General features: G+C 43.0%; 26 protein-coding genes and 1 tRNA gene. 13 read left to right on the forward strand and 14 right to left on the reverse strand.

The features are described from left to right. Positions 1–350: 350 nt before the first annotated feature. The 6 genes from porB to EO92_RS01060 all read right to left on the reverse strand — a co-directional run bounded on the left by porB (position 351) and on the right by EO92_RS01060 (position 5,776). Positions 351–1,241 carry a pyruvate synthase subunit PorB gene (porB, locus tag EO92_RS01035; RefSeq protein ID WP_048168770.1) on the reverse strand — a complete coding sequence of 297 codons (891 nt, stop codon included), beginning with the start codon at positions 1,239–1,241 and terminating at the stop codon, positions 351–353. Continuing rightward, positions 1,238–2,449, reverse strand: a complete 1,212-nt coding sequence (porA, locus tag EO92_RS01040; protein WP_048168771.1) for a pyruvate synthase subunit PorA — start codon at positions 2,447–2,449, stop codon at positions 1,238–1,240. Before porA ends, porB begins: the two co-directional genes overlap by 4 nt. After that, on the reverse strand, positions 2,449–2,709 hold the full coding sequence (gene porD, locus EO92_RS01045; protein ID WP_048133149.1) for a pyruvate synthase subunit PorD: 261 nt from the start codon (positions 2,707–2,709) through the stop codon (positions 2,449–2,451). Before porD ends, porA begins: the two co-directional genes overlap by 1 nt. Then, on the reverse strand, positions 2,706–3,254 hold the full coding sequence (locus EO92_RS01050; RefSeq protein WP_048138621.1) for a pyruvate ferredoxin oxidoreductase subunit gamma: 549 nt from the start codon (positions 3,252–3,254) through the stop codon (positions 2,706–2,708). The genes porD and EO92_RS01050 overlap by 4 nt, the downstream gene beginning before the upstream one ends. 548 nt (positions 3,255–3,802) lie before the next feature. Then, on the reverse strand, positions 3,803–4,774 hold the full coding sequence (gene dusB, locus EO92_RS01055) for a tRNA dihydrouridine synthase DusB (protein ID WP_048168772.1): 972 nt from the start codon (positions 4,772–4,774) through the stop codon (positions 3,803–3,805). 444 nt (positions 4,775–5,218) lie between these two features. After that, positions 5,219–5,776: a S26 family signal peptidase gene (locus EO92_RS01060; RefSeq protein ID WP_048161075.1), complete on the reverse strand. Its 558-nt coding sequence runs from the start codon at positions 5,774–5,776 to the stop codon at positions 5,219–5,221. 897 nt (positions 5,777–6,673) lie between these two features. Here EO92_RS01060 and EO92_RS01065 point away from each other — a divergent pair. From EO92_RS01065 to EO92_RS01090, 5 genes are all read left to right on the forward strand, one after another. Beyond that, a complete protein-coding gene (locus EO92_RS01065) occupies positions 6,674–8,725 on the forward strand; it encodes a DNA-directed DNA polymerase II small subunit (RefSeq protein ID WP_048168773.1) in 2,052 nt (683 codons plus the stop codon). A 204-nt stretch (positions 8,726–8,929) separates the two neighbouring features. Further along, the gene (gene twy1, locus EO92_RS01070) at positions 8,930–9,967 is read left to right on the forward strand and encodes a 4-demethylwyosine synthase TYW1 (RefSeq protein ID WP_048168774.1); all 1,038 of its coding nucleotides are present in this window, start codon (positions 8,930–8,932) and stop codon (positions 9,965–9,967) included. 734 nt (positions 9,968–10,701) lie between these two features. Then, positions 10,702–11,949 (forward strand): peptide chain release factor aRF-1, encoded by a 1,248-nt coding sequence (gene prf1, locus EO92_RS01075; protein WP_048168775.1) that lies wholly within the window; start codon positions 10,702–10,704, stop codon positions 11,947–11,949. A gap of 237 nt (positions 11,950–12,186) precedes the next feature. Beyond that, positions 12,187–13,896 (forward strand): arginine--tRNA ligase, encoded by a 1,710-nt coding sequence (gene argS, locus EO92_RS01080; protein WP_048168776.1) that lies wholly within the window; start codon positions 12,187–12,189, stop codon positions 13,894–13,896. A 301-nt stretch (positions 13,897–14,197) separates the two neighbouring features. Continuing rightward, a complete protein-coding gene (locus tag EO92_RS01090; RefSeq protein WP_048168778.1) occupies positions 14,198–14,608 on the forward strand; it encodes a hypothetical protein in 411 nt (136 codons plus the stop codon). A gap of 327 nt (positions 14,609–14,935) precedes the next feature. Here EO92_RS01090 and EO92_RS01095 read toward each other — a convergent pair whose 3' ends face one another. Continuing rightward, positions 14,936–16,708, reverse strand: a complete 1,773-nt coding sequence (locus tag EO92_RS01095) for an asparagine synthetase B (RefSeq protein WP_048168779.1) — start codon at positions 16,706–16,708, stop codon at positions 14,936–14,938. A 516-nt stretch (positions 16,709–17,224) separates the two neighbouring features. Here EO92_RS01095 and EO92_RS01105 point away from each other — a divergent pair. Beyond that, a complete protein-coding gene (locus EO92_RS01105) occupies positions 17,225–17,407 on the forward strand; it encodes a hypothetical protein (protein WP_048168781.1) in 183 nt (60 codons plus the stop codon). Positions 17,408–17,420: 13 nt separating this feature from the next. Here the strand turns inward: EO92_RS01105 and EO92_RS18720 are convergent, their stop codons facing one another. Beyond that, entirely contained in the window at positions 17,421–17,552 is a 132-nt protein-coding gene (locus tag EO92_RS18720) for a hypothetical protein (RefSeq protein ID WP_255350314.1), read from the reverse strand. A gap of 291 nt (positions 17,553–17,843) precedes the next feature. On the opposite strand from EO92_RS18720, the gene EO92_RS01110 reads away from it, so the two are divergent. Beyond that, positions 17,844–18,887 carry a methionine synthase gene (locus tag EO92_RS01110; RefSeq protein ID WP_048168806.1) on the forward strand — a complete coding sequence of 348 codons (1,044 nt, stop codon included), beginning with the start codon at positions 17,844–17,846 and terminating at the stop codon, positions 18,885–18,887. A 136-nt stretch (positions 18,888–19,023) separates the two neighbouring features. Beyond that, positions 19,024–20,058 (forward strand): methionine synthase, encoded by a 1,035-nt coding sequence (locus tag EO92_RS01115; protein WP_048168782.1) that lies wholly within the window; start codon positions 19,024–19,026, stop codon positions 20,056–20,058. Between the two features lie 301 nt (positions 20,059–20,359). Here the strand turns inward: EO92_RS01115 and EO92_RS01120 are convergent, their stop codons facing one another. Together EO92_RS01120 and EO92_RS01125 are read right to left on the reverse strand one after the other, a co-directional pair. Beyond that, entirely contained in the window at positions 20,360–20,530 is a 171-nt protein-coding gene (locus EO92_RS01120; RefSeq protein WP_048128601.1) for a CopG family transcriptional regulator, read from the reverse strand. A gap of 389 nt (positions 20,531–20,919) precedes the next feature. After that, positions 20,920–20,993: transfer RNA gene (locus tag EO92_RS01125), tRNA-Lys, on the reverse strand. Between the two features lie 548 nt (positions 20,994–21,541). On the opposite strand from EO92_RS01125, the gene EO92_RS01130 reads away from it, so the two are divergent. From EO92_RS01130 to EO92_RS01150, 5 genes are all read left to right on the forward strand, one after another. Further along, positions 21,542–21,748 (forward strand): TRAM domain-containing protein, encoded by a 207-nt coding sequence (locus EO92_RS01130; protein WP_048130083.1) that lies wholly within the window; start codon positions 21,542–21,544, stop codon positions 21,746–21,748. A gap of 68 nt (positions 21,749–21,816) precedes the next feature. Further along, on the forward strand, positions 21,817–22,023 hold the full coding sequence (locus EO92_RS01135) for a TRAM domain-containing protein (protein WP_048133129.1): 207 nt from the start codon (positions 21,817–21,819) through the stop codon (positions 22,021–22,023). A gap of 66 nt (positions 22,024–22,089) precedes the next feature. Further along, the gene (locus EO92_RS01140) at positions 22,090–22,296 is read left to right on the forward strand and encodes a TRAM domain-containing protein (protein WP_048133127.1); all 207 of its coding nucleotides are present in this window, start codon (positions 22,090–22,092) and stop codon (positions 22,294–22,296) included. Between the two features lie 60 nt (positions 22,297–22,356). After that, the gene (locus EO92_RS01145; protein WP_048133125.1) at positions 22,357–22,563 is read left to right on the forward strand and encodes a TRAM domain-containing protein; all 207 of its coding nucleotides are present in this window, start codon (positions 22,357–22,359) and stop codon (positions 22,561–22,563) included. 349 nt (positions 22,564–22,912) lie between these two features. Next, positions 22,913–23,341 (forward strand): polymer-forming cytoskeletal protein, encoded by a 429-nt coding sequence (locus EO92_RS01150; RefSeq protein ID WP_048168783.1) that lies wholly within the window; start codon positions 22,913–22,915, stop codon positions 23,339–23,341. A 232-nt stretch (positions 23,342–23,573) separates the two neighbouring features. Here the strand turns inward: EO92_RS01150 and EO92_RS01155 are convergent, their stop codons facing one another. The 4 genes from EO92_RS01155 to EO92_RS01170 all read right to left on the reverse strand — a co-directional run bounded on the left by EO92_RS01155 (position 23,574) and on the right by EO92_RS01170 (position 26,459). Then, positions 23,574–24,338, reverse strand: coding sequence for an ABC transporter ATP-binding protein (locus EO92_RS01155; protein WP_048133121.1), 765 nt, complete (start codon positions 24,336–24,338; stop codon positions 23,574–23,576). A 1-nt stretch (position 24,339) separates the two neighbouring features. After that, positions 24,340–25,128, reverse strand: coding sequence for an ABC transporter permease (locus tag EO92_RS01160; protein WP_048133119.1), 789 nt, complete (start codon positions 25,126–25,128; stop codon positions 24,340–24,342). Positions 25,129–25,263: 135 nt separating this feature from the next. Then, positions 25,264–26,280, reverse strand: coding sequence for an ABC transporter substrate-binding protein (locus tag EO92_RS01165; RefSeq protein ID WP_048168784.1), 1,017 nt, complete (start codon positions 26,278–26,280; stop codon positions 25,264–25,266). After that, positions 26,277–26,459, reverse strand: a complete 183-nt coding sequence (locus EO92_RS01170; protein ID WP_048161082.1) for a hypothetical protein — start codon at positions 26,457–26,459, stop codon at positions 26,277–26,279. Before EO92_RS01170 ends, EO92_RS01165 begins: the two co-directional genes overlap by 4 nt. Positions 26,460–26,525 lie beyond the last annotated feature (66 nt).

Raw genomic sequence — 26,525 nt, forward strand, 5'->3', positions numbered from 1 at the left:
TTGAATGTTTCTTTTTTTCGATCTTAAAAACTCTTTATCTAATCTTTATTTAATTCACATTGTCATGGAGGAAAAAATCAATTTTTTTTCAAATGATGTTTATGATTTTAGTTTTTAAAATTTTGACACAGCTCAGCAATATCTCTCCCCTTATAAGGCAAAAAACCTGAAAAAAAGACGAACGTTTCCTTTTAAATAATCATTCTTGACTAAACTTGGGATGATTAAAGGGGGGTCGAATCAAAAAAGTAACATCCAGAAATCATACCCTGATGATCTAAAAAATCAAAAAGATTAAAAAAACTCAATAAAAAAAATAAAAGTAAAATAAAAAAGTAGAACTTCAGTTTTTACTGAAGTCCGTAGTGTTTTATGTTCCAGTCTGCAGCGGCCTGGATCTTTGCGATTTCTTTGTCTCCGCCTTCCATGGTGAAGAGGTGTTTGAACCGCTTCTGGGCTCTGAGGTATTCCTCGACAGGCCTTGGGTCCTTGACTTTTCTGACCTGGGTGATCTCGCCGTTTTCCATTTCGTACATCGGCCAGAGGCAGGTTTCGACTGCGAGTTTTGCAAGTTCGATGGTCTTGGAGCCGTCAAAACCCCAGCCAGTTGGACAGGGAGCGTGGGCGTGGATGTAGGTCGGGCCCACAGTTTCGGTGGCTTTCTTGACTTTCCTGATCATGTCCCGCGGGAATCCGATTGAGGTTGTGGCCACGTACGGAGAACCGTGGGCTACCATGATAGCGGGCATGTCCTTCTTCGGGCGCTGGTTTCCAAAGGAGACTTTGCCTGCAGGGCTTGTCGTTGTGGAAGCGTCGAAGGGGGTTCCGGAGCTTCTCTGGATCCCGGTGTTCATGTAGGCTTCGTTGTCTACACAGACGTAGGTGAGGTCGTGGCCCCGCTCAAAAGCGCCTGAAAGGGACCGAATCCCTATGTCCATTGTCGAGCCGTCGCCGCCGACTCCGATGACCTTGGTGTTTCCTTTCCTGCCGAGGGCCTTAAGAGCTGCCTCGACACCTGATGCCACTGCGCCTCCGTTTTCGAAGAGGGAGTGTATCCACGGGACCTGCCAGGCAGATTCCGGGAAGGGTGTAGTCATAACTTCCAGGCAGCCTGTTGGGTTAATGATGATGCAGTCCGAGCCTGCGCCCATAAGCATGAACTTTGCGGCAAGGGCGTCACAGCAGCCTGCACAGCCCCTGTGTCCCGGAGCAAGGTAGGTTTTTGGTGCGGGTTTACTCATAGCAATTCCTCCCTGACATCAGCAAACTGGCTTTCAACCGTAATTCCGTCCTTTGCGACTTTCTTGGCTTCTTCTATGATCTTGCTGACAAGCTCCATGCGTACATCTCGGCCGCCATGGTTTAAGGTGTAGCCGATAATCGGGATATCGCACCTGCTGTTGTACATGCAGCCCTTGGTCTCGGTAAAGAGGGCACCTTCGTTGGTTCCGAGGGAGATGTTCTTGTCGAGCACGACCACAACATTGGCTTTTGCCAGTGCCTTTCTTATCTGCATCTTCGGGAAGGGCCTGAAGGACCTGACTTTCAGGATACCGATCTTCTCGCCCTTTGCCCTGTACTCGTCAACTACATCCTTGAGGGTGCCCACAAGGGAGCCCATGGCCATGATTACAACTTCAGCATCTTCAAGCTGGTAACCGTCGATAAGGCCTCCGTGATCCCTGCCAAAGATCTCTGCGAATTCCTTGGAAACAGCCTCGATCTTCGGAAGGGCCGCCTGCATTGCCTTTTCCTGCAGGTATCTGAATTCGGTGTAAGTCGAGGGGTCTGCAAAGGCTCCGAAGGTCATCGGGTTTTTGGGGTCAAGCACATATTCCGGCTCATATTTGGGCAGGAACTCGTCGGTAAGGTCCTGCTCAAGCAGCACCACGGGTTCGTAGACGTGGGAGAGGATAAACCCGTCCATACAGGCCATGCCCGGCAGGAGCACATCTTTGTCCTCTGCGATCTTGAAGATCTGAGGGATCATGTCTGCTGCTTCCTGGACATCCTCGGCATAGAGCTGGAGCCAGCCAGTATCCCTCTGGGAAATTGCATCCTGGTGATCGTTCCAGATATTGATCGGGGCGCTGACTGCTCTGTTTGCCACGGTCATGATGATGGGCATCCTCATTCCTGCGGCGTTGAAGAGTACCTCGTGCATGAGCAAAAGCCCCTGGGAGGTGGTTGCGGAATATGTCCTTGCTCCGACAGCTGCTGCTCCCACAAGGGCAGAAATTGCCGAGAATTCGGATTCCACGTTGATGTATTCACAGTTCGGGATTTCCCCGTCTGCTATAAACTGAGATAAGTCCTCAACGATATGGGTCTGAGGGGTGATAGGATAAGCGGAAATCACATTTGGACGGGAGACCTTTGCTGCATGGGCAACTGCGTAGGAGCCTTCCACGACGACCATTTTGGCCTTGTCAGCTGAATTGAGCGGCATTATTTCTCCTCCAGAATCATTTCAATTGCATCTGCAGGGCATTCATTTGCGCAGATGCCGCATCCCTTGCAGTAGTCGTAGTTGTATTCGAAAAAGCCGTCTTCTTTGAGATGGATTGACATGTCAGGGCACACAATCTCGCAGATTCCGCATTTGGTACATTTTTCGTAAATATATACGGGACGGAAGTTTCTCCAGCCTCCGGTTTTGTTTACCAGGGTTGATCCCGGTTCACAAACTCCTCCTATTGGGATCTTCATGCTTCTCTCCTCCTGATAAGCTCATAGGCTTTCTGGATAGCCTGTGAGTTCTTTTCGGCTACTTTGCCGGAAAAGCGGTCCCTTACGGCTTTCTTAATGGATTCCACATTGATCTCTCCGGTCGCGCCTGCAAAAGCTCCCAGGAGGACAGTGTTCACAATAGGGAGGCCTATGATGTCCATTGCCACCTTTGTGGCGTCCACGGTCATAACCCTGGCTTTTGTGTCAAGTTTCAGGCTCTCCGGCTTTTCGGTGGTGTTTACTATGATGACTCCATCATCTTTTATCCCGCTTGCAACATCAACGGTTTCAAGCAGAGTGGCATCCTGGACAATAACGTAATCCGGGGCGTAGATCTGGCTTCGGAGCCTGATAGGACTATCACTGATTCTGGTGAATGCCTGCACCGGGGCACCTCTGCGCTCTACCCCAAAAGCGGGGAAGGCCTGGCTGAATTTTCCGTCTTCAAAAGCTGCAATGGAGATCATTTCAGCCGCAGTAACAGAACCCTGGCCTCCTCGACCGTGTATTCTGATTTCCTTCATCTGGATTCTCCTTCTAAACGCGGTTTTAATTTAATGTTTTTCTAATATTTTTCGTTGTTTTCGGCAGTCTGTATGGCACCTTATAATTTAGTTGTCGGCACACTGCTGTTAATCGAGTTAACCTGATGTTAATCTCTATTAATTCTTGTCAGATTAGGAACTCCGTACCTACCCTTGTACGGGTCCGTATCTGGTTTTTTTCTTCAGGCACCACTGCAATATGCAAAAGCAGATTTGCAGTAATTCGAAACTTTGGACGGCAAATTGTTAACCTGAAAGTATTCATAATTAATGGATCATAGGTATCTCGAGTGTAATATATTTTCAATTATATGTTTACGCCGTTTTGTGCCTGATAGTTCATGGATAATTGTGTAGATTATTATTAGTTTTTCGGTGAAAGTCGAAAAATTGTTTATATATACTTCTAACTCCTAATTATTTTTTAGATGTTTTATTATTATTTTTCACCGGTTAACATGTCTCCTAACCATGTTTTTTACTAATACTGTTGTAAACAATGTTCATTTCTAAAAAGATAAGATCTTTTAATATTTTTTCTGGCAGGAACTTCTCATCAGTTCAGTTATGGCCTTTCCATCCGTCAAACCATTCATTTTTTCCCTGACCTGCCGCGAGCCGGGCAGTCCTTTGGTAAACCAGTGTGCGTGCGTCCTGAGGTTTATGGATGAGAGCAGGTTGTGTTCCTCAAGGAGGGCAATATATTTTTCAAAATCCTCCAGTTGCCGGGACTGCTCATTCGCTTCAAGTTTTTCACCGGTTTCCAGGTAGTGCCTGATCCTTCTGAAAATAAAAGGGTTTCCCATTGCTGCGCGACCTATCATAAGCCCGTCACAGCCTGTCAGTTCCAGAGTTCTTTCTGCCGACTCCTCATCCCTTATGTCCCCGTTTGCAATAACGGGAATCGAAAGCTCATTTTTGACGGCCTTTATTTCTATAAGGTTCGAGCTGCCTGAGTACATCTGTGTTGCTGTTCTGCCGTGCACGGTCAGGGCCGAAGCCCCTGCTTTTTCTATCAGGCGGGCAATTTCAAGAGTTTTTTCCTCTCTCCCAAGGAGGCGGATCTTTGCGCTGACAGGTGTCTTCAGGGCATCTGTAAGCTCTGAGATTATTGCATAGATAAGTTCCGGAGAATTGAGGAGAGCTGAGCCGCAGCCAGCTCCTGTGATGCATCTTGCGGGGCAGCCCATGTTAATGTCTATAACTTCAGGACTGTATGCCTCTTCAATAATAAGTGCAGCTTCCCTCAGTTTCTCAGGGCAGCCTCCCACAAGCTGAACCCCGAAGGGCCTGTCTTCAGGAGAACTCAGCCCTCTAATAAAAGATTTCCTGCTTTCATTGAGCAGGGCATTTACATTGATCATCTCTGTGTACGTCAGGTCAGCTCCGTACTGCCTGCAAAGCAGTCTGAAAGCCAGATTTGTTACATCTGCCATAGGTGCAAGGAGAAGGTTTCCGGGAAGCTCTGTCCCGCCAATTTTCAGTTTTTTAAGTTTCATGTTTCTTATGATTTCAGCTGTTTTTTATTCCTTATCTTCTGCTTTATCCATTTTTATTTCTAATCTCTTACCTGCTACTTCATTTTAAATTAATTCTATTTTTTAGGCTTATTTTCAGTTTAGATTCACTTATAGTTACGGTCTACTCTGATTTGTTAAAGCTCAAAAAGATTTCGCAAAAACGTACGGAAAAGGTTTGAACAACTGCCGAAGGTGAAAGTTTGAGGGACTATTCTAAAGTGAAACTATTTGAAAGTGAAAAGAATAGAGAAATAAGTTCAGATTAAGGAATAAATAGACAAATAAGAAACTATCTGAAGGAAAATAAGTTAAAAACAAGATGCTTGAACCAGATATTAAAAATCTGGTTCAGGATCTTTATGAAGAGTACGGAAGTTGATTGAAGTTAAATGTACAGCTAAGAGATTATACAACTCAAGAGGCTCATGAAAAGAAAAGCCTGATATGTCCAAGATAGGGAATCCTGTATCTTGCAACCCCTATTACCCATTCATCCTTCACAGGCACATAGTAACTTATCTGTCCTTCCTGATCAAAGTGCTTGTTGGTCACAGGGTTATCTCCTTTGGTAATGTATCCTGAGTAAGGGGCAGCAGGACCGTTTTTCCACATAGGTTCTCCGGCTTCAACCCTGTACATAGCTCTATGTATTATAGGAGTTGTACTTTCCTGCCCATAGGGTCGATAGAGGATCACGTCTCCGTAGTCACCAAAGGTCATATAGCCTGAATCTTTCCCATCCTCATTGGTAACAAGAGCAACTCGATCGATGTTTTTGATGAAGATAATATCTCCTACCTGCATATGCGGCTCCATACTTCCGGACTCCACTGCGACCATGGGTGTCCAGAGCCCGAACGCCAGTTTGGAAAGAATCATAAAGGCTATCAGGACAGCCGCAACTGACAGCAAATCCTTTCCAAGGGAAACCAGGAAGCTTTCTTCCTCCCGGGTACTGTTTTGTGTATTAGTTTTGCTCATAGTAAGCCTTTATTCCCTTTATCTTATTCTTCTGGTACTGTATTAAATTTCATAAACCCTCAGCAGGAAACCTGTTAAATCTTCAGATTTAGCGGGTAGTTGACTTGATATGTATTGCCTGTGCCAGCATTTCATCAGCTATGTAATTTATATTTTTGTATGAATGTCACTCTCACGCTTTTAACTGTACATGACTTTTTTGTTTTATTATACGACTCTTTTCAGTATATTTGCCTATACAATTTGTTTTTATCCTATATTTAACTTACAATTTATCATCAGGTTATGATATTTTTATATGCAACTCCTGAAAAAATAGACTGAAATTCCATGGAATCCGAATAAGTTGTTTAGATATCTGAGTTGTTTATAGATCTAAAGTTGTTTAGATATCTGAGTTGTTTAGATATCTGAGTTGTTTAGATATCTGAGTTGTTTAGATATCTGAGTTGTTTAGATATCTGAGTTGTTTAGAAATCTGATTATGCCGATACCTGGGAAAAATTATGATGTTCAGGAAATTGAGTTTCTGGAATGCTTGCATGTTCCTGGCAGTCTCCGGTGGTCTTAATATTTTTTCAACGCTTTCGAAGTGGTCTGGATAACAACAAACATTGGCTCTAAGGTTGACAACGAAGATAAACATCCAATCAGAATCTAAAATACAATTCTGTTGATAGGTTATTCTCACGAGAATAAAAACTGATAATACTTTCTAAAAATATATAAATGTTATTTTGCTGGCATCGAAGCAATTTTGTATGTGTTTAGTTTTTATATTTTAAGTGGGTCTTTGCCTTAAATCTTTTTGACCTCAGGTTGATTGATCTTAGGTTAAATTAGGTTCAACAGACGCTGGTATCCATAAGGCCAGGTCGAGAAAGTCAGGTAGGAATTATGAATGAGATCGATATTGTACGGGCAGTTATAGAGGAAGGGTACCAGATAAGCCCGCAAGCCGTAGAACTAATCAAATTAAGTAATTCCCCTGAAAGCCTTCTGAAATATATCCTTTCAACTATTGATGACTGTGTTTTCGTTATTGAGCCTGAACATGTCGACCTGAAGGGCTTTAAAACTTCTAAAACGGTTTCCGGGCCTATCTCTGGAACATCTCCCGGGACAGTTTCCCAAATAGCTCCAGATAAAATTTCCTCTCCTGCCTTAGAACCTGCAGACTCTCACATTGTAAACGCTTTTGACTCTGCTTTGGATGCCCTTAAGGAACCAGAATCTTTCTCAAGTGTTGAACCGGATATGGTTTCATCGGCTGAAGTCTCGGACTCCAACCTGAAGACTAAACCTTACATTCTTTCTTCTCAGGGTTCTGATTCTATTTCTAATTCTATTTCTGATTCTATTTCTGATTCTATTTCTGTTTCTGATTCTGTTTCTGATTCTGTTTCTGATTCTGTTTCTGATTCTGTTTCTGATTCTGTTTCTGATTCTGTTTCTGATTCTGTTTCTGATTCTGTTTCTGATTCTGTTTCTGATTCTGTTTCTGATTCTATTCCTGGATCTCTTTCCAATCCCTTTTATCCTTCTGCTTCTTCAAGAAGTGTAGATAAACCAGTTTCCTCTTTTTTCGGGCATGCAGTTTCTCCTTCCACCTCTAACCGTGCTTCCAGGGAAGATTCTCTTTTTTCAAATCATGGAAATTCTTTTCCTTCGAGTTCCAGGAACGAGGAAGTCAGGTATCTTCCAGGCCGCAACCCTGTTACCGTGCTTTCCGACATCACCGGGCATTCGACCTGTGTTGGGGAGTATATGCAGTTTGTGCAATATTTCAGAGACAGGTACAGCCGGCTCTCTGAGATCATCCGGGGCAGGATGAATGCACGCCCTATAGAGAGTTTGAAAAGGAGGAGTTTTCGCCGCGGATCAGACGGAAACACTGAAGAGATATCCATTATAGGGATGGTTTCTGATATCAGCACCACCACCAACGGACACAAAATCTTTTCTATTGAAGACCCTACAGGTTCTTTTTCAGTTCTTATCCGAAATAGCGACAAGGAACTCTTTGAGCTGGCTTCGAAGCTTCTTCTGGACGAGGTCATAGGGGTAACAGGCTCGGTTACTAATGACGGAAAGCTTATGCTTGCCACAAAGCTCCTCCAGCCTGATGTTCCGAACAGTGTTCAGCGCAGGACAGGAAGCCACGGGAAAGCCGTACTTATTTCGGATGTTCACGTGGGCAGTTCTCAGTTCCTGGAAGACTCCTGGCTGGATTTTCTGGACTTTTTGAAAGGAGAATCTGACTCAGAAGACATGCGGGAGATTGCAGCCCAGGTCCGTTATCTCGTTGTTGCAGGAGACCTCGTGGACGGTATCGGGATTTATCCTGACCAGGAAATGGAACTGGATATTCTGGATGTCTATGAACAGTACAGGAAAGCAGCAGAGTACTTCAGAGAAGTTCCTGAACACATCCACGTGATCATAAGCCCTGGAAACCACGACGCTGTACGTCAGGCAGAACCACAGCCTGCCCTGCCTGAGAGGATCTGCGCGGATTTCCCGTCGAATGTCACCTTCGTAGGCAACCCTGCTCTTGTGGACCTTGACGGAGTTCGAATCCTTATCTACCACGGCAGGTCTATTGACGATCTGGTGGCAAGCGTTCCTGGCGTCTCGTATCAGGAGCCTGCGGGTGCAGTCCTTGAAATGCTTAAGCGCAGGCACCTGGCTCCAACGTATGGGAGCAGGGTTTCCATATCCCCGGAGAAAAAAGACTACTTTATAATTGACCCTGTTCCGGATATCATTCATACAGGTCACGTCCATACCCTGGGAGTCCAGCGATACAAAAATGTCCTCCTGGTCAATTCCGGGACCTGGCAGGCGCAGACTGAGTTCCAGAAGCGTGTAAACCTGATGCCTGTGCCAGCCAGAGTTCCGGTTGTGGATCTTGCGGATTTTGACGTGAAAATCCTGGCATTTGATTAAGTCCAGGTCCGAAAACTCAGATCCGGTTAATTCGGTAGATTGTAAGGGCAGATAACCTCTTCTCAAAAAATTTCGATCAGCCCTATGACCCATAAATTCTTCATTTCTTTAAATCTCCATTTCTCTAAATTCTCTGGCCCTATGAAGTTCTCTAAAATTATTTTCCGATCCTTATATATACCACAAAGATTTAATATTCGGAAAATGCCTCTTGAAGAAAAAAAGGAAGAAAAGGAAGACTCCGGGGAAAAGTTTCCGGAAGTCCAGGGAGAAAACCGGGATGAAGAGCAGACCTCTCTTCCCTTTGATATCCCTGATTTTACAACTCTCCTGAAGAAACAGGGTTATGCCCTTGCAGGCCGCCATTCAGCAGTAAAGACCTGCCTCTGGCTCAGGCATGCAATGAATGACCAGGGTTTCTGCTATAAGTCCAGGTTTTATGGAGTTCAGTCCCACCGCTGCCTCCAGATGACCCCGACTCTCATTTGCAACCAGCGCTGCCTTTTCTGCTGGCGTCCGACTGAGGTCCCGGTTCCTGCGCCCGGGGAGTGGGATTCTCCTGAAAAAATAGTTGAGGAAAGCATCGCCTGTCAGCGCAAGTTGATCACAGGTTTCGGTGGCTCTCCAAATGCACTCAGGGAACGCTGGTTGGAAGGCAATGAACCGAATAACGTTGCAATCTCCCTGTCCGGAGAGCCAACTTTTTACCCTTACCTTCCTGAACTTATCGAAGAATATGATAAGAGAGGGTTTACTACCTTTCTGGTTACAAACGGAACTGTCCCTTCAATGCTTGCAAAGGTCAACCCTTCTCAGTTATACATGAGTCTCGATGCTCCGGATCTTGAGACCTACCTCAGAGTCTGCCAGCCAAAATCTCCTGCCCTCTGGGACAGGATTAACGAGTCTCTGGATATTATGAAGGAGAAACGCTCAAGAACAGTCATCCGGACCACACTGGTCAAGGGGGAAAATATGTTCAATCCGGAAGGTTATGCCAGACTAATTAAAAAGGCCTCACCGGATTTTGTGGAAATAAAGGCTTACATGCACCTTGGGTTTTCACGCCTCCGTCTTGACCGCTCTGCCATGCCAACCCATGCAGAGGTGCTGGAGTTTTCAAAAGAGCTTGCAAAGCATCTGGGGTACGAGATCACAGATGAATCAGATATCAGTCGGGTTGTCCTGCTTTCAAAGGACGGAAAAAAGTCTCCTGTGAAAAATATTTCCTGCCTGGATTAAACCCTGATTTGCGAATCTTTTTTTACCTAACCTTTTTTCTGTTTTTCTCTATTTCTCCTTTGTCCGGAAGCGAATTCTAAAGTAGAGATCAACGTACAGGAAATCTTTTATAGTCGCATGAATATATAAAACAAGTCTGGGATAGAAACAAATATAAACCTAAGTTTCAATTAGGATATCGTCCCGGCAGGGGTTAATCCAATATTAATTTAAATCAAGGCGTTAATTCTTATATACAGTTTGAGTAAGATTATGTCTCATATTATGTCTCATATCTAGTGCGATCAAAAGAATGCGAAACCTGGCAGGTTTATGCAGCATAAATACAAGCTTTAGCGACTTGCTGAGATACCGGTTTCTAAAGGGTGTATTTCTCACTCTAAGGTTCTTCGTGTTCCAGGCGGTTTTTATACCCGGATTTCGGGTGAGACAGGAGCTCACTGTGTGATTATCTTCATCAAATCCTCCAGTTATCCGTTGTATGCCAACCGACATGCTAAACAAATATCATACTGAATACCTAAATTTGCTATGATGCCGGATTTGATAACTTTTTATCGAAAATCTGCACTGGATCCAGGAATCTCAAACTAAGTTAAACAGACCTAACCCGTTCACCTTAAGTTTGCCAGCTTGAAGATTAGCTTAAAAAGCTCAAATCTCAAATCTCAATTTACTACCAGACTCACGATAATAACGAATCTTACTGCCTTATTCATCGGGGAATTCTTAAAATGACTGAACAATCCGCACACGACAAGTACGAATTTAAAAAGAAGCTTGAGGGCCTCAGGAATAAGAAAGGAAGGAGCACGGAGCTTATTTCCCTTTATATTCCTGCTGACAAGCAGATTTTCGATGTTACAAACCAGTTAAAAGACGAGCACGGACAGGCTGCAAATATAAAGTCCAAGCTTACGAAGACGAATGTGCAGGGAGCAATTGAGTCTCTGCTCTCAAGGCTCAGATACCTGGACAAAGTACCTGAGAATGGGATAGTGTACTTTACAGGAGCTGTGGATATCGGAGCCAACAAGACAAGTATGGAAAGCGAGGTAATTGTCCCTCCTGACCCCATCACTGTCTACAAGTACCACTGTGACTCATCTTTCTATCTTGAGCCTCTTGAGGATATGCTTAAGGATAAGAACACCTTCGGGCTTCTGGTTCTTGACCGCAGGGAAGCAACCGTAGGGCTTCTGGTCGGCAAACGAATCCAGGCTTTCCGCAACCTTACCTCAACGGTCCCGGGAAAGCAGAGGAAAGGTGGTCAGAGTGCCCATCGTTTCCAGCAGCTCAGGCTCATTGCAATTCATGAGTTCTACAAGAGGATAGGAGATGCTGCAAGTGAGATTTTCATGGCTGTAGACCACAAGGATCTCAAAGGCGTCCTGATAGGAGGCCCCTCTCCGACAAAGGAAGAGTTCTATGCGGGTGAGTTCCTGCACCACGAGCTCCTTAAGAAAATCCTTGGGCTCTTTGATACGGCATATACCGATGAATCAGGGCTTTCCGAGCTTGTTAACGCCGCAGAGGATAAACTCAAGGACCTTGAGCTTATGGGAGAGAAGAATGCCGTCAGAGACTTTTTCAAGGAACTGATTGCCGATTCGGGTAAGGTAGCTTACGGGGAAGCCCAGGTCAGGGCAAATCTCGAGATCAATTCAGTGGATGTGCTCCTGCTCTCCGAAGACCTGCGTGCAGAAAGGGTAACTACGAAATGCAGTGTCTGCGGATATGAAAATAAGTGGACACGGCGCTGGAAACCGGGAGAACCTGCTCCCACAGCTGGGAACTGTCCCAAATGCGGCTCGTCCCTTGAGGTTACGGATGTTACGGACATTGTGGACGAATTCTCAGAGCTTGCCGACAAGAGTAATTCAAAGTTGATCTTCGTATCCACTGACTTTGATGAAGGTTCCCAGCTCATGAACGCCTTTGGAGGCATAGCTGCAATTTTGAGGTACAGTACTGGAATCTGATCTCACTCAGGGGCAAGGTCCCCTATCCAGTAATTTTACCCAATACTTTTTTTAATTAAATTGTCCTTAGATCAGTGGATCAGAAGTTGGTAAATTAAAGTATGTCTTAAAGGCTATCACATTAATCAGATCAGTAGATCAGATCAGTAGATCAGAATTTGACAGATTAAATCTATCACATAAGAATTTCATTAAAGACTTTTAGTTTTTTACGGTAATTTATACAGGTGATTTATCTTGTTCCTGGAACTCAAAAATCAGGCTACATTAATCTTAAAAGAAGCTATCCGAAAGGCCGGGTTTGAGGTTGAGGATTCCGAACTTCAATTCGAAACCTCTTCCCATGCTGACCTTGCGAGCAGAGTCGCCTTCAAGCTTGCAGGCAGGCACAAGCAAAACCCAAAAGAGCTTGCATCCCGTATAGTTTCTGCAATTGAAATTCCTGAAGGCTCATATATAGGAGAAGTGAGTGCCGCAGGTCCTTACATTAACTTCCTTGCGGGCAGGCACTACCTGGACAGAACTGTAACTGCTGTCCGGGTAGAAAAAGAAAAATTCGGTTGTGGGGCTCCAAAGGACAGAATACTCCTTGAGCATACCTCGGCAAACCCGAACGGCCCCCTTCATGTAGGGCATATCCGCAACTCGATTATAGGGGACACTCTTGCCCGCATCCTCAGGCGCGCAGGGTACGATGTGGAAGTCCAGTATTATGTTAACGACATGGGGCGTCAGATTGCGGTAGTTTCCTGGGCATGCGAACGCTTTGAGCTTGACCTTTCCAGAAAGTCTGACTCCGCAATTGCTGATGTATATATCAAAGCCAATGCCGAGCTGGAAAAAACCCCTGAATATGTAAAGGAAATCGATTCCCTTATGGAAAAGGTTGAAGCCGGGGATGTCAGGACCATTGAACGTTTTGAGAAGGCAGTTTCCCTGGCTGTTTCCGGGATCAAAGAAACCCTCCTCCGCTTAAATGTCGTTCATGATAAATTCGTAAGCGAATCCAGTTTCCTCAAATCCGGGGCAGTGCACGATATTGTCGAGCGCATCAAGGCCACCGGTAGGACAAAGACGGACAAAGGAGCCCTTGTAGTTGACCTTTCGGATTACGGGTTTGAAAAGACCCTTGTTATCCAGCGCTCGAACGGCACCTCCCTTTACACAACCCGCGACCTTGCCTATCACGAATGGAAAGCCGAGCAGACAGACCGTATAATTGATATCTTCGGGGCAGACCACAAGCTTATTTCCGGCCAGCTCAGGGCTACGTTGAACTCAATTGGAATCAAGGAGCCTGAGGTCGTAATTTTTGAGTTCGTCTCTCTCCCTGAAGGCTCAATGAGTACCCGCCGCGGACAGTTCATAAGTGCAGATGACCTCTTTGACAGGGTAACTGAAGCTGCATTTGAGCAGGTAGAAACCCGCCGCCCCGAAGCCTCAGCTGAGTTTAAAAAACAGGTTGCAGAAATGGTCGGAATAGGAGCAGTGAGATACGATATAGTCAGAGTCTCCCCTGAAAAATCCACAGTTTTCAACTGGAAAGAAGCCCTGGATTTTGAGAAGCAGGGCGCTCCCTACATCCAGTACTCCCATGCCCGCGCCTGCAGTATCCTTGAGAAAGCAAAAGAGGAAGCAGCCTGGGACCCTGCAGAAGAGATTAACCCCTCTCTCCTTGTCGAGGACAGCGAAATCGATCTCATCAAGAAAATGGCAATGTTTGACAGCATAATCGACCATGGGGCCCGTGAACTTAAGCCTCACGTCCTTGCTATCTATGCCCGCGAACTTGCCGACGCCTTCAACCAGTTCTACCGCTTTGTCCCGGTCATCGCAGCCGAGGATGAGGGGGTCAGGGCCGCAAGGCTTGCCCTTGTGGATTGTGCAAGGATTGTACTTGCAAACTCTCTTGATACTCTGGGAATAGGTGCTCCGGAATCAATGTGAAAAAGAATAGAGAAAGCGGAAGTGACAACGAAAAAAAGAGAAAAAAGGAAGATAGTATAAAATATTCTTTTTCCCTTTCCTTTTTTCTTTATCCTCTCTATTTTTTTATTTTTATTTTTGATTCTCCGTTTTTTATTTCCCTTTTTTTATTTTTATTTTTGATTTGCTTTTTGGTTTGCCATTTGAAACACTATTAAATAGAAACAGTAACAGTAGTTTTGTACTCAACATCTCTAGAAAAATATAAGATCTTTTATAGCAAATTGATAGTACTCTACAAAGTACCGTTGCAGAGATAAGTATGATCACAATAAATGAAACTTTTCGGACATTCTTGAGTGAACAGGAAGCTTGTTTAAAGCCTGATGCCTTCATGGACTGTGAAGATGTGATTCTTCTTTACGAGGAATTCCTTGAACTCAGTGCTGAAGATTATCTGTCAGAAGAAGACATGGCTCTTTGTGCCGCCCGACCTGAACGCGAAAACAAAAATTACTTTGATGTTTTTGGCCCTGAGCATCTCAGCCCCGTCGGAATTAAGGATTTCCTTGACGATTACGTGGTTGAAGTAGGAGGAGGTAAAAAATTTATCGGGACAGCTGCAAAGGTTCTCCAGAGCTTTTTTGAATGGGCCCGGGAAAAGGGTTACATTGAAGAGAAAGCTTTTGAGGCAAATAGAGAAGTCCTTGCAAAGTACAAGAAAAGGTATTGAATATCTGAAAAATGGGATTTCTTGCTTTTCAGTAACCTATTGTTAGGTAGCCGCTTTATTTTTTCTTTTTCATTCATTTATTCTTCTTTTTCATTTTGGTTTTATATGGGGGAAAATCACTTTCAAAGGTTATAGTTGGAGGATGTATGTTGACAGACGAAGATGAAAGGGAATCAAATAAAGAAACAAAGAAATAGAAACAAAGAAATAGATTCTACAAGCCAGAAAAGAGATCGAAGAAGGCAGGTAAATTTCTCTGCCTGCCTTTTTCAAACCTGAGAATTAATTTTGCTCCGCTTATGTTTTTCAAGTTCTACTAGAATTTCATTAAAGAGGCCTTTTTGCCGGGAAACCAGCCCGCTTCATAACCTTCTTGCTTCTGGGCGAATAAGCTTCTCCCTTGATGCCTGCCAGGTATTCCAGAGCACTTATTCCGTTCACTGACAGAGGGTACTTTTCTTCGTTTCTGTATTCCATAATCGTTTTCAGTAGTGGATATTCTTCAATAGTTTCGTTCTCATATCTGGAAATTTTAATTCGAAGTCTCGAGATAAGAGGGTTTTCAAAGTATCTTCCCCATACCGGGTTATTCACTTTTTCATCATAGTAGCTGTGAATGAATGTACTGTAATGAAGGAGTTTTTCATACCTTGAGCGCTTTTCCAGGATCTTGAGGTTCAGTATATCGGTAGTACAATCGATTTTTTTAAGTATCTCCAGATCCCCTGAATACAGACAGTCTCTGGCATATTTCTTGTAGAGGTCCTGGTTTATTCTGTATTTTATCGGAACTTTCAAAAAGAAGTTGATCAATTCTGTGTCCCAGAACGGAATTCTCCACCCAAATCTGAAAAACTCATAGGCTCTGACTGAATTGATAATAAACTTTGCCTGTCTTTCGTTAAAATCAAAGTATTCTATTGCGTTTGCAAATGTTTCATTATCTTTGATTTCCAGTCCGGATGTTGATTTGCTTATCCTCTGTTTGAAGATGTTTTCAAGCTCCTTCTCACAAGGCCATTTCCAGAGATTATAATGTTTTTTCAAGGACGCTGCCAGATAGGCTTCCGAATTGAAATCCGCGGAATTGTCGAGGCAGTATGGAGGAATATGGCTGCCTGCAAGCATATCTCCACTGTGTCCGGGGATGAATACTGAATTTTCTGGAATCTTCCCCTGAACCTTCAATTCTTTTACTGCCGGAAAGTCCTGCATATGTGGTAGGGATGATAGGTTTCCAGCCCATATCCGGAATAAGTCGGCTTCTTTTGAATTATAACATTCACGCCATTTTTTCGCTGTGTATTCTACGAAAAACCACTCATATCCGAGGGCTTCTGCAACTTGTTTGCTTATCTCTGATTCTCGGCTGCCCTTCCTTCCATAACTCATACATATTACATCATTAACTCCAAGCCTTTTCAGCATTGCAACAATGATGCGCGAATCAAGCCCCCCGCTTAAAGGTACTACCAGCCGCTTTCCCTGCTTGCTGGTGCTGTCTATAAGCCTTGAGAAGGTATTTACAAGGGTTTTGTCCAGCATCTCAAGTAATTCGGTCTCAGGCAGTTCGTAGTAGTCTCCATGTAAAAATCTGAAGTAACAACAGGATTTCAGACTCTTTTCATTTTTCTGATAATTTAAAAATTCCCCGTTTCTTATCTGCTTTATGTCTTTAAAGAGTGTCTCATTACCTGTTACGTATCCTGCAACCATGAACTCTGCTGCATTTTCCTCATTCAGGTGCTGGTTAATTTTATCTTTTAAATAGTAGGCGCTGTCTGATACAATAAAATTGTTTTTTGTTTTTATATAAAACAAAGGAATGCTTCTTGTTTTATCAACAGCGCAAAGTATGGTATTTTTAGTTTCGGCAACAAACGCAAACTCCCCATTTAATTTCTTGAGAAGATCTCTGGTTTCTTTTTCCTTGCCCTGCCCCTCTTTACAGATTAAAGGGGATATCAACTCAGCAAGTTTTTCCGGACTCAGGAGGTTATTCTCGAAAAAGATGTTTCCTTTTAGATAACATCTGGCTCCCTTAAATTTTACTTCTTTCCAGGGATAATATTCATTCAGTAACTTTATTTCATTTTTCATCGTTCATACCCCCAAATTGGACATTTTACAGTATGTAATAAAAGTCAAAGCTCTCTGCTGTGTACCTGAAAATAATTTTTTCTTACAGCCACTTCGTAAGGAAACTTTTAAGCTGTAAGAAAAAAGGTTACTGTTTGAAAAAATGTTCCGGTATGAAAAAATGATATTAAGTAACCCTGTCCGTGGCAGCTGATTGGATAAAACAGAAGTTATTTTCTGCATGCGCAAAAGCAGACCAGGTATCGTTATTGCTCCAGATACTTCAGAGCTACAACTTATTTTAGCTAAATATCTGACAGGCACATTCAGAGTCTGTAAGATGGTGTTTACTGATACATATTTTATAGTGTTTCTTATTAATTTGGACATCATGTCTCCAGCTTTAAATTTCGATGGCTCTAAATAAACTATAAAGCCGGGGTTTTGTTGCATCCAGGTATAGTTTGGTATTTTTCTCGTAGTGTATTTTGGTGGTTTTCTGTACCCGGATATATCTGGTCGAAGACACATTTTTGGTTGAATTCTGAGGATTATTTCAACAATATCAGGAAAGGGCTGAAAGTATGGGATTTTATTCTTGATCTGGTTCTTGATCCAGTTCTTGATTTGGTTCTTGATCCAGTTCTTGATTTGGTTCTTGATCCAGTTCTTGATTTGGTTCTTGATCCTGTTTCCTGGGTCAGTCTCTGGAAAACTTAATTTCCGAAAAAACTCAGTTTCTGGAAGCTCTTCTTTCTGGATCAGTTTCCAGAAATGACCTCAAAGAAGCATCTTTATTTTTTCCATAAAGTGATGCGTCTTTTATGGAGTTACATATACTCTTTTTTATTCCAGTTAAAGCCATATACAGCTATTTTCCCCCAATCAAGCCTTAATTTATTTCCCTTTAATTTTCTCATTTTTCTTATAGGAAACTTTTAAGGGAATATTTCCCTAAATTTCTCTTTTATTATATAATCTTCAATACTTTAAATTTATTTCTATACTAAGCTAGTTAAATAATTTATACTTTCTTATTTTTAGAAACCTCAGGATCCATTCTTTAATTAAAAAAGCTTCAGCATCCATGCTTTTAAATTTATTATTCAGAGTAATTCCAATACTTATAATACCCGATCTGTCTTACATTACACATATGCAGGACATCACTTTTATCGACGGAGGCAGCCTTCCCACACCTGAGGGTCTCACGAGGGAATGGGTGAAAGTTGCAGCTGAAAACCGGGACGAGGACGAAAAACTCTTTTCTCTGGTAAGGGAGACTTTCCAGAGAAAAATCGACGTTGGAGTGCACGTTCCTACTTATCCGCAGTTTCGGGATATGATCGGGCAGTTTCTGGACATAATCAAAGATGAAAAGAACTGTTATGAGCCTTATGTGGTAAAAGAGGAGCACGCAAAAATCCTTGAACTGGAGATAATTGACGAGGTTGCAAAGCAGTACCGAGAAGAGACAGGTGAAACTCTGGGGGTTAGAGTTTGCGTTGCTGGCCCTACGGACCTGTACCTTCAGGCTTTCGGAGCAACTGCTTTTTCAGATGCATATCATATCATGGCTCTGAATATCGAGAATTTCATAAAGCAGGCTTTTAAAGCTGCGAAAAATTTCAAAATCAGGGTTATTTCTCTGGACGAACCAAGTCTTGGAATGAACGATAGAATCCAGTTTTCTGACTCTGATATCATCTCTGCCCTTACCCTGGCTTCTACCTACGCGCGAAAACAGGGAGCAGATATGGAAATCCATCTGCACTCTCCATTAAAGTATAAACTTGTTTGCGAGACCCCTATCAATGTTATCGGGTTTGAGTATGCTGCAACTCCCTCTTACATAGATCTCATGGACAAAAAAGTCCTGGAGGATTCGAATACTTACATAAGGCTCGGGGTCTCGAGGACTGATATTTCCAGCCTTATGGGCATGGTTAACGAGACCTATGGAGTCAATGCCTGGAAGGAAAAAGAGTACATGCAAAAGATTATAACTGACATGGAAACGCCTGAGGTCATTAAAAAGCGGCTTGAGAAAGCCTCTTCTATTCTCGGGGACCGCATAAAATATGCAAGTCCGGACTGTGGGCTGGCATACTGGCCTGACCCTGAACTTGCTTTCAGGCTGCTTGAGAATACCGCAAAAGGCATCAACGCATTTAATGCAGAAAAGAAGCAGCTCCTATAACGATTCTCCCTGGTTAATGAATTTGTTTCACGGGAATTTGCTCTGAGAGGTAAATTCCCCGGTTTTCCCATCTGTCTTTTTATTATTTTACTGTCTTTCCAATAATGCTAAATTCTTAAAGGTATACTAAGAGGGCATGCAAGAAATCATCTTTGACGATATCGGAAGCTATCCCCTCCCTGAAGGAGTCGGCAAGGAATGGGTCCGAAACGCCTTTAAAACAAGAGCAGAAGATGAGAAACTCTTTACTGTAATCAATGATGCCTTTCAGCAGAAAATCGATGCAGGCGTAGAGGTCCCTACTTATCCTCAGTACCAGGATATGAATGAACAGTTTTTGAAGGTTATCCGGGACTCTAATTGTACTGAAAGCCCCTTTGAGGTAAAACTGGAGTGTGCAAGGATCGAAGAGCTTGAGGCTCTGGAAACGGTTGCAAAAGCCTATAAAGAAAAATTCGGGGAAACCTTAAAGGTCCGGATCTGTGTAACCGGTCCAACAGAACTTTACCTGAAGGAATTCGGGGGCACCCGGTATACGGACATATATTCTCTTTTTGCAAAAAACGTAAACAAATTCGTCCGGAACTCTATGAAATCTGCAAAACATTTCAAGATAGCAACAGTTTCAATTGATGAGCCAAGCATAGGGCTGAACCCTGAACTTGCCTTTGAGGAGAACGATATAGTCTCTGCCCTTACCGAAGCCTCCAAGGCAGCGAGTAAGAGGGGGGCTGATGTGGAAATCCATCTTCATTCACCCCTCTACTACAATTTTGCCTGTGAGACTCCTACAATCAATGTGATAGGGGTGGAGTCTGCAGGCACGCCTTCCTATCTGGAGCTTATTGACAAAAAAGTGCTTGAAGACACGGATTCTTTCCTGAGGCTCGGAATCGCAAGAACAGATATCTACTCCCTGGCAGGGGTCCTGAATGAGAAATACTGTACCAACGTCTGGAAGGATCAGCAGTATCTTCCCGAAATTGTTACACAACTGGAAACTCCGGCTGTTATTGCAAAAAGGCTGAAGCTGGCTTATAGGCGGTTTGGCGGCCTGATAAAGTATGTGGGTCCTGACTGCGGTCTGGGCGCCTGGCCCAATCAGAGGATAGCTTTTATCCTGCTTTCGAACGTTGCGCAGGGCATCAGGGATTTCAGGGAAAGTTGTTAACCCTGAAACCATTTCTTTTTGATAAGTCAACCAGAAATATTCAGAAAACTCTCTTAACTATATCCAGGTCAGCCCTCATTTTTCTTTCCAGTGGAAACTCTGCTAGATCCTGTAAATCTCATAAAATTAGTCCACTGATGTCAAAACACAGTAGAAATAATGGGGTGTTTTTTCAGGCGTCTCCGATAATTTTCAAAAATTTTCTGGTTCAGATCAGCCTTCTGATTAAGTTTTTGTTTTTTGCTTCCGCATGACTTTTCCTGTCTTCTGGCTTCATGAGCTTCTTTTTTAATTTTACAAGTTACTCATTCAGCCTTCCGCGTCTTCTATCTATGTCGTCCATCATGTCCAGCATTTTACGAATGGAAGTTCGGATAGCATCAGACTGGCTGACGAATTTTTTGTTATCTCCCACATGCCTGTTGAGGTCATCCAGAAGTTCCTGAGGGATTTCAACACTTACTTTTGGCATCAGGGTCGTACTCCAATATTTTTTTTGATTTCGAATTTTGTCTTTCTGGTTGATAACTTCTTCCTTTAACTCTTATTTCTCTCTTCCATATTCGATTGGTTCTGGCTCGATTGGTTCTTTTACTGGGAGAGGGTTTCAGAAAGGTCTTTAGAGTTGTTTAGAAAGATATCTGTTAGAGTTGCATAGATCTGAGAGTTGTACAATGCTTAGGAGAGCATAGGGCATAAGGTTTCTCCTCAGCATACTGCTTAAGACTTCAGAAACACTCTTTAGCCGGGTTATCTGAATCATCTGCGGCTAAGATTTAAAGAGTCGGATAAAGGTTTGAAACAGATTTCCGAAAACGAATTCTAAGAAAGAAAACTATAAAAAGAGATTAGTGAAATTAGCGGGCTCGAAGGGATTTGAACCCCCGGCCTATGGATTAAGAGTCCATCGCTCTGCCTGACTAAGCTACGAGCCCACGCATTGTAGTTCTCATTTTATGAGCGACTCTCACAATGTATTTCAATTATTTATAGGTTGCGCTTAAGGAAGCACTCAATACATTTTTTAGAAAATGAACGCAGAGTTTTTTTATGCGTTCCCTTAAGATCCGGACGAATCTTTCTTTTATATGGACACATTGCTTTTTATAGAAAAACTGCTTTTTATTGCGGGCAGTTTTATTTTTTATATTATTTATTAATGACTGTCATTACTTATTGTGTTTTTGAAGTAAGAATCCTGAACTCTAGAAATCAATTTTCAGATAATCTCCCAACTTCTTTACTTTTCTTTTTTGAAATGTATTAAAGCAAAATATTATATACAAGCGGATATGAGTATGACCAATTAATTAACTTATCTGAAGCTCTATTGGGGATTAGTTCACCGTAATAGATTAAGTAGAATGCGTACTTCCTAAATTTGGTTTTTCAAGTTTGGCTTGTTAAGTACTGTTTTTACTCTTTTCTGTTCTATCGATGGAGCTTTCATAAGCTGATTAAAAAAGTCAAAGGAATGAATCTAATGTTTAGAGAAGAACGTATTTCTGTGCCCGTTGAAGAGGGCGAAACTTACGACGTAACTATTCAGGATATCGCTCGCCAGGGAGACGGCATCGCCCGTATCGAAGGCTTTGTAGTTTTTGTCCCGAATACAAGTGTTGGCGACGAAGTCCAGATTAAGGTCGAAAGGGTACTTTCGAAATTTGCATTTGCAAGCGTTGTCGAGTAAGTTTGGGTTGAGAAATCAGTTAATTATGTTAAGTTTTAATTAAAGTAATATTAAAGGAATGATTTATAATGTTCAGAGAAGAAAGTCGCTCAGTCCCTGTCGAAGAGGGCGAAGTTTATGATGTTACAATTCAGGATCTCGCTCGCCAGGGAGACGGCATCGCTCGTATTGAGGGTTTTGTAGTCTTTGTTCCTAACACCAGTGTTGGAGACGAAGTCCAGATTAAGGTCGAAAGGGTTCTTCCCAAGTTCGCATTTGCAAGTGTCGTCGAGTAAGTGTGGGTAAAAGAATCAATTTAATTAATGCTAAAAATTAACTCAAATAATTAAGGAATGGTTTTCATGTTCAGAGAAGAAAGTCGCTTAGTCCCTGTAGAAGAGGGCGAAGTTTACGATGTTACAATTCAGGATCTTGCTCGCCAGGGAGACGGCATTGCTCGAATAGAGGGCTTTGTAATCTTTGTCCCAGGCACCAAAGTCGGCGATGAAGTTCGCATTAAGGTCGAAAGGGTACTTCCGAAATTTGCATTTGCAAGCGTTGTCGAGTAAGTGCAACCGAAAAAACGGCTCTGTTACGCCAAATATTACTAAATTAAAGGAATGATTTTAATGTTCAGAGAAGAAAGCAGCCCTGTTCCTGTTGAAGAAGGCGAAGTCTACGATGTTACAATCCAGGACCTTGCCCGCCAGGGAGACGGTATTGCCCGCATAGAGGGCTTTGTAGTATTTGTCCCGGGCACCAAGGTCGGCGACGAGGTCAGGATCAAAATCGAAAGGGTACTTCCCAAATACGGTTTTGCCAGCCTCGTTGAGTAAGCAGGACAATTTAATATAAGGACAATAGGACTGAAAAATCATAAATAAAGCATTTTTCAGTCTTTTTGTTGCTAATTTCAGATATTCTCACTAATTTCCGGCTTCCAGAATGTGTCGAAATCTCTTTTTTTCAGTCTGCTCTTCCTGGTTTAGTTTCCTTTGTTCATACATTAACCTTTACCAATCTTTGTTGGGACCTCCAATAGTGAACATTCGATGCTATTATATAATAGGTGTTCAATCATACTTTGAAATCCAATTGACAAAGTTTTTCCCGATGTCTTAAAAACCAGTTGTTTGCGGCTTTCTTTGATTGATAGTCGGGGACAGTAACCCAGAGTGATTTTTAATGATGCGCTTTATCAAGTACCACCCCCGGTCTAACACTTATGTGATTGAAAAAAGAGCTTTTTTTGAAGAGGACCTTATGCTGAACGGCAATGTTATTGTCGGGCAGGAAGTGAAGTTCTGGAAAAGTCTCACCGTATCGGGCAGGCTTGAACTCGGGAAAGGTTCGATTATTCAGGGCAATGTGAAAGCCGAAAGTGCCCTTATCTCTGCGGCAGCAAAAATTCTAGGGAGTATAGAAACGGTTTCCGAACTTGTTCTCCTTGACAGAGCAAGGGTAAATATTGCGGCCTGTGAGGGGGACATCCGTGCAAGACCTGGCTGCTCTTTCGGTTCAGTAAAAGCGGGAGGGACTCTTGAGCTTGTGGGGAAGGTTGCCGTGAAAAGAGTAGAGCCGCTAACAAAAGTAATTATTCGGGCCGAACAATGATCTTCGATTTGTTCACGATTTATTCGCACCTTTTTCAGTAAATTCCTCTTTAGCAGCTTCCTCTTTTTCAGTAAATTCCTCTTTAGCAGCTTCCTCTTTAGCAGTTTCCTCTTTAGCAGTTTCCTCTTTAGCAGCTTCCTCTTTAGCAGTTTCCTTTCCTTCAAGCCTTCAAGGAGCTCCTTCTTCGATAACTTCCTCTTGCAACTTCGATAACTGCACTTTTTTCAACAATTTACCTGCTGAACCGTTCCTCTTCCAGAAGTTTGAGGACATGATCCCTTAAACTGTTTACTTCCGGACTTGTGCGGCTACGTGGGCGTGGTAAGTCCACCTTTACAATCTCCTTTACCCTTCCGGGCCTTGAGGTCATAACCACTATCCTATCAGAGAGGAAGACAGCTTCGTCCACGCTGTGCGTTACAAAAATGAATGTTACATGTTTTTGTTCCCATATCTTCAGGAGTTCATCCTGGAGTACATTTCGAGTCTGGGCATCAAGAGCTCCGAAGGGTTCGTCCATAAGGAGGACCTCAGGCTCGTTAGCAAGAGCTCTTGCAATGGCTGCTCTTTGCTGCATACCTCCTGAGAGCTCGTGTGGATAACTGTTTTTGAACTGGCCCAGACCCACAAGGTCCAGGTACTTTTCCACCTGTTTCCGGGCTTCGCTCTTTTTGATTCCCTGCATTTCCAGCCCAAAGGTGATATTATCTATAACGGTTCTCCATGGAAAGAGAGAATACTGCTGAAAAACCATGCCCCTTTTGGGATCAGGGCCTGTTATAGGAACTCCATTGAGTGTAATCTCCCCTGAGGTCAGGGTCTCAAGCCCTGCAGTTATCCGGAGCAGTGTTGTCTTCCCGCAGCCCGAAGGGCCGAGTAGGCAGATAAACTCTCCATCCTGCACATCAAAACTTATGTTAAGCAGAGCTTCGGTCCCGTACCCCTCTTCTTTTTTTCCGAAGATCCGCGAAACCTTTTTTACACTTACTTGCCCCATTTTATACCACAGTTCCTGATTTCCATTTTAACATTTTTTCATCCACATAGTATCTGAAGAAGCGGTCTATTAAAAGACCTATGAACCCCAGCAGGAGCATATAGACGAGTACAAAATCCATCCTGTGCAGGTAATAATTGTGCCATATCTGGTAGCCGAGCCCCATGTTGCTGACTCCGAACATCTCTGCAGCTACAAGGCACATCCAGCCTACACCCATTGCAATCCTGATTCCTGCAGCAATTGAGGGCATGGCTGAGGGAATCGCAACAAAGCGGATGAGGTCTATGTTCCGGTTACAACCGAGAACCTTTGCTGCCTCAACATAAACCCTCGGTACATTTTTGAAACCCGTATAGGTATTGATGATAATGGGAAAGATCATTCCTGCAAACACAACAAAACCTGCTGCCTGATGGGTAAGCCCGAACCATATTATTGCAAAGGGGATCCAGGCAAGAGGAGGAATCGGACGCAGGATTTCTATTATAGGGTCGAGTGCCCTGTTTGCTGCTTTGAACCATCCCATGGCTATTCCCAGAGGGATTCCGAGTATAAACGCAGCAGCAATACCAATTGAAAAGTGAAGTAAACTTGTCAGGGTATCCATAAAAATTAGCCCGTTTTTGACAATCACGGAAAAAGCGATTACCACATCATAAAAACTCGGCAGAAGCAATTTGTTCTGTACGATCCTATCCGCGACAAGTTGCCATACAGCAACTACGAATATAAGTGATAATGCTTCAACGCCTTTTTCTTCAATTGTTTTTATGAAATTAATTTTCATGTCTTATTAAAAGGATTCTTAGTTTTTTATCTTTCCGGCAGTTTTCCGTTTTTAGAACAAATTGGAGTTCAAACTGCCCCTTCTTGTAATAGAGGCAGTTGAACTTATCTCAAAAATTTTCTTTAAAACTCTTTTTTATTCCTCTTTTACGGTTGCTTCGTAGAAGCTGGTGTCAAATATTTCTTCTTCTGTCAGATTTTTCTCGTTATATTTGAGTTCATACTGAATGTTAGCATACTCAACAGTTGAGTTTTCAATCAGTGCAGGATCTGTAATCCAGGCTCCATCCCATTCCTCAAGAGAAGTCTTTACAGTTTCAAGATCTGTAGTAGTCTTATTTGAATATATCTGGGCAGCTTCATCGATGTTTTCCGTGTTGTATTCGGTTGCCTTGATATGGGTCTTCACAATCTGCTCCACAAGATCCGGATGTTCTCTGATAAGTTTTCCACTAACCAGGAGCACACAGCAGGCATGGTTTGGACTCATCTCTCCAGATTGTACGATAGTACGCCCATTACCTTCTTCTTCGATAATTGTGGGGGAGGGGTGAGGCAGGAATACCGCATCAACCTGCTTGGCTAAGATAGCAGTAACAGCGTCTCCGGGGCCCATTGGAATGATTGTTACATCTTTCTCAACGTCAAGTCCATTTTTCGCGAGCCAGTCTCTGAGCAGGGTATCCTGAATTGTTCCTGGTGGGAAGGTGGCGATTTTGAGTCCCTTCAGGTCTTTAGGGCTTTCATACTCGTTCTCAGGCCTGAGAACCAGACTTGAGCCATTTATCTGGACAGGTTCAATAATCTTTGCATCAAGTCCACTGCTAAGGGCTTTAATAGCAGGGGCTGCCCCAACATAGGCTACGTCCAGATCTCCAGCCATCATAGCCTGCATTTCAGGAGCGCCTGTTGGAAACTGGTATTCATTTATTTTTTTAATTCCGTAAGGTGCAAGATCTTCTTGCCACCATCCTTTCTCATAGGCAGTCATGTATGCAATCTGGTGGGTACTCGGCTGGTAGCCGATGTTCAGTTCAGTAATTGCAGGAGCCTCTCCAGTTACGTTTTCATCCGTATCGTCGGATACACAACCGGATATGAATATAGATGCTACCAGCAACAAAGTCAGGATAAGTATGCTTGATTTTCTCAAAACTTCACCTCAATAATTATCTCTTCTAACAATAATATCTCACCTGCTAAATAAGATATACTGGGATCGGGTTTTCTTCGGGAAAATCTGCAGGTCTTTTCCCCTTTTTTTGTTGACTTTTTAAAAGGCCTTTTACAAATATGTTTAAAAAGCCCTTCCCTCTCCTCCCATTCTTTCATTTTTTGCTTGAAAGAACAATTCCCGTGATAATAAATTGTATTCCCTTAAGTATTAATATTCTTTGA

Source organism: Methanosarcina sp. 2.H.A.1B.4, assembly GCF_000979385.1.
In the GTDB taxonomy this organism is placed as follows: Archaea; Halobacteriota; Methanosarcinia; order Methanosarcinales; family Methanosarcinaceae; genus Methanosarcina.

What these genes read in the sequence shown, in the direction of transcription:
- porB (WP_048168770.1), bottom strand. Translation starts at nt 1,241, where the DNA reads ATGAGTAAACCCGCACCAAAAACCTACCTTGCTCCGGGACACAGGGGC.
- porA (WP_048168771.1), bottom strand. Translation starts at nt 2,449, where the DNA reads ATGCCGCTCAATTCAGCTGACAAGGCCAAAATGGTCGTCGTGGAAGGC.
- porD (WP_048133149.1), bottom strand. Translation starts at nt 2,709, where the DNA reads ATGAAGATCCCAATAGGAGGAGTTTGTGAACCGGGATCAACCCTGGTA.
- EO92_RS01050 (WP_048138621.1), bottom strand. Translation starts at nt 3,254, where the DNA reads ATGAAGGAAATCAGAATACACGGTCGAGGAGGCCAGGGTTCTGTTACT.
- dusB (WP_048168772.1), bottom strand. Translation starts at nt 4,774, where the DNA reads ATGAAACTTAAAAAACTGAAAATTGGCGGGACAGAGCTTCCCGGAAAC.
- EO92_RS01060 (WP_048161075.1), bottom strand. Translation starts at nt 5,776, where the DNA reads ATGAGCAAAACTAATACACAAAACAGTACCCGGGAGGAAGAAAGCTTC.
- EO92_RS01065 (WP_048168773.1), top strand. Translation starts at nt 6,674, where the DNA reads ATGAATGAGATCGATATTGTACGGGCAGTTATAGAGGAAGGGTACCAG.
- twy1 (WP_048168774.1), top strand. Translation starts at nt 8,930, where the DNA reads ATGCCTCTTGAAGAAAAAAAGGAAGAAAAGGAAGACTCCGGGGAAAAG.
- prf1 (WP_048168775.1), top strand. Translation starts at nt 10,702, where the DNA reads ATGACTGAACAATCCGCACACGACAAGTACGAATTTAAAAAGAAGCTT.
- EO92_RS01090 (WP_048168778.1), top strand. Translation starts at nt 14,198, where the DNA reads ATGATCACAATAAATGAAACTTTTCGGACATTCTTGAGTGAACAGGAA.
- EO92_RS01095 (WP_048168779.1), bottom strand. Translation starts at nt 16,708, where the DNA reads ATGAAAAATGAAATAAAGTTACTGAATGAATATTATCCCTGGAAAGAA.
- EO92_RS18720 (WP_255350314.1), bottom strand. Translation starts at nt 17,552, where the DNA reads ATGGCTTTAACTGGAATAAAAAAGAGTATATGTAACTCCATAAAAGAC.
- EO92_RS01110 (WP_048168806.1), top strand. Translation starts at nt 17,844, where the DNA reads ATGCAGGACATCACTTTTATCGACGGAGGCAGCCTTCCCACACCTGAG.
- EO92_RS01115 (WP_048168782.1), top strand. Translation starts at nt 19,024, where the DNA reads ATGCAAGAAATCATCTTTGACGATATCGGAAGCTATCCCCTCCCTGAA.
- EO92_RS01120 (WP_048128601.1), bottom strand. Translation starts at nt 20,530, where the DNA reads ATGCCAAAAGTAAGTGTTGAAATCCCTCAGGAACTTCTGGATGACCTC.
- EO92_RS01130 (WP_048130083.1), top strand. Translation starts at nt 21,542, where the DNA reads ATGTTTAGAGAAGAACGTATTTCTGTGCCCGTTGAAGAGGGCGAAACT.
- EO92_RS01135 (WP_048133129.1), top strand. Translation starts at nt 21,817, where the DNA reads ATGTTCAGAGAAGAAAGTCGCTCAGTCCCTGTCGAAGAGGGCGAAGTT.
- EO92_RS01140 (WP_048133127.1), top strand. Translation starts at nt 22,090, where the DNA reads ATGTTCAGAGAAGAAAGTCGCTTAGTCCCTGTAGAAGAGGGCGAAGTT.
- EO92_RS01145 (WP_048133125.1), top strand. Translation starts at nt 22,357, where the DNA reads ATGTTCAGAGAAGAAAGCAGCCCTGTTCCTGTTGAAGAAGGCGAAGTC.
- EO92_RS01150 (WP_048168783.1), top strand. Translation starts at nt 22,913, where the DNA reads ATGATGCGCTTTATCAAGTACCACCCCCGGTCTAACACTTATGTGATT.
- EO92_RS01155 (WP_048133121.1), bottom strand. Translation starts at nt 24,338, where the DNA reads ATGGGGCAAGTAAGTGTAAAAAAGGTTTCGCGGATCTTCGGAAAAAAA.
- EO92_RS01160 (WP_048133119.1), bottom strand. Translation starts at nt 25,128, where the DNA reads ATGAAAATTAATTTCATAAAAACAATTGAAGAAAAAGGCGTTGAAGCA.
- EO92_RS01170 (WP_048161082.1), bottom strand. Translation starts at nt 26,459, where the DNA reads ATGAAAGAATGGGAGGAGAGGGAAGGGCTTTTTAAACATATTTGTAAA.